The organism is Faecalicoccus sp. (assembly GCF_036552745.1).
In the GTDB taxonomy this organism is placed as follows: domain Bacteria; phylum Bacillota_I; class Bacilli_A; order Erysipelotrichales; family Erysipelotrichaceae; genus Faecalicoccus.
Genome location: NZ_JAXKBY010000059.1, coordinates 1 through 2,069, shown reverse-complemented (window position 1 = coordinate 2,069; position 2,069 = coordinate 1). Strand labels below are relative to the sequence as shown.

Here is a 2,069-nt window from a genome sequence, read left to right as displayed (position 1 = left end):
CGGTATCTTTATTAATATCACGCATCATCTCCATAGAGATTTTTGACATACGCGCTTCCGTATATCGCATGGCCGCTGCTCCATCTCCATCCAGAGAGCCAAAGTTACCATGTCCATCGACCAAAGGATAACGATAGGAGAAATCCTGGGCCATACGAACCATGGCATCATAAACCGCTGTATCCCCATGAGGGTGATACTTACCAATAACTTCACCAACGATACGAGCACTTTTTTTATGAGCTACACCACTGGTGATACCCAACATATTCATCGCATGTAAAATACGGCGATGAACCGGTTTCATACCGTCACGAACATCAGGTAAAGCACGTTGTACAATAACTGACATAGAGTAATCCAGGAAGGATTCACGCATCTCCTTGGATATTTCTACATCTTCTATGTAATCATATTGTTTATTTTCTTCCATAGAAACCTCCTAGTAATCCAGATTTGCGTAAACCGCATTTTCCTGTATAAATTCACGACGAGGATCGACATCTTCTCCCATCAACATAGAGAATACATTATCCGCTTCGACCGCATCATCAATCGTAACACGCTTTAAGATACGATGAGCCGGATCCATTGTTGTTTCCCACAACTGCTCTGCATCCATTTCTCCCAAACCTTTATAACGCTGTACTTTGTATCCATCTTTAAATTCTTCACGGAGCTTATCCATCTCCTGTTCCTTATAAGCATAAGCAATTTTCTTTCCTTTTTGTAACTTATATAAAGGTGGCTGGGCAATATAGACATATCCATTTTCAATGACCGGACGCATAAAGCGATATAAGAACGTCAACATCAACGTACAAATATGACTTCCATCGACATCGGCATCGGTCATGATAACGATCTTATGATAACGAAGATTATCTAAATTGACTTCATCCTGAATACCACAGCCAAAAGCCGTGATCATGCTGCGAATCTCCTGATTTTCAAAGATTCTATGTTGACGCGCCTTTTCTACGTTTAATATCTTTCCTCGAAGTGGCAAGATAGCCTGTGTTTTGGCATCACGCCCCTGTTTGGCACTTCCACCGGCTGAATCACCCTCGACAATAAAAATTTCACATTCACTGGCATCTTTGGAAGAGCAGTCTGTCAATTTTCCCGGCAGTGAACTAATACCATCCAATGCACTTTTTCTTCGTGTCAATTCACGTGCTTTTTTGGCAGCCAAACGTGCTTTAGAGGCAACGATGGCCTTTTCAACGATAGCCTTGGCATCATTTGGGTTTTCTAAAAAGAAACGTTTGATCTGTTCACCGGCAATATTCGATACGATCTTACGGACTTCACTGTTTCCCAGCTTTGTCTTTGTCTGACCTTCATACTGCGGATCCGGATGCTTGATGGAAATGATTGCCACCAAACCTTCTTTGACATCATCCTGTGATAAGGTTTCTTCCTTTTTCAATAAGTTATTTTCTTTGGCATAATTATTGATTACTCGCGTCAGTGCCATACGGAATCCATCTTCATGGAAACCACCTTCATGCGTATGAATGTTGTTACAGAACGAATAAATATTACTTTGATAGCCATCATTATACTGCAGGGCCACTTCAGCCAAAATCTGATCCTGTATACCATCGACATAGATGACATTATCACCTAGAGTTTTCTTACCCATATTTAAATATTGCACATATTCAATAATACCGCCTTCATATTTATAGTTTACACTTTGTCCATCTTCACTTCGTTCATCCTTTAAGGTTAAACGAATATCCTTATTTAAAAAGGCAAGCTGACGTAAACGAACATTCAGCGTATCAAAATCATAAGTCGTTGTTTCTTTAAAAATAGAAGGATCAGCCTTAAAACGAACCAATGTACCTGTTTCTTCCGTCTTTCCGATGATTTTTAAAGGTTCTACCGTATTTCCGCCGTTTTCAAATCGAATAAAATAAATATTTCCATTTTGATACACCGTAACTTCCAGCCATTCGCTCAATGCGTTTACAACACTGGCACCAACACCATGAAGTCCACCGGATACCTTATAAGCGCCGCCACCGAATTTACCACCGGCATGAAGGACGGTCATAATT

2 protein-coding genes are annotated in these 2,069 nt (G+C 40.4%); both read right to left on the bottom strand.

What is annotated here, in order from left to right:
- Positions 1-433 (bottom strand): DNA gyrase subunit A (locus U0M88_RS02895; protein ID WP_331868848.1); only part of this gene is annotated, 433 nt, incomplete at its 3' end.
- A gap of 9 nt (positions 434-442) precedes the next feature.
- On the bottom strand, positions 443-2,069 hold a 1,627-nt coding region (locus U0M88_RS02890; RefSeq protein WP_331868847.1), incomplete at its 5' end, for a DNA topoisomerase subunit B.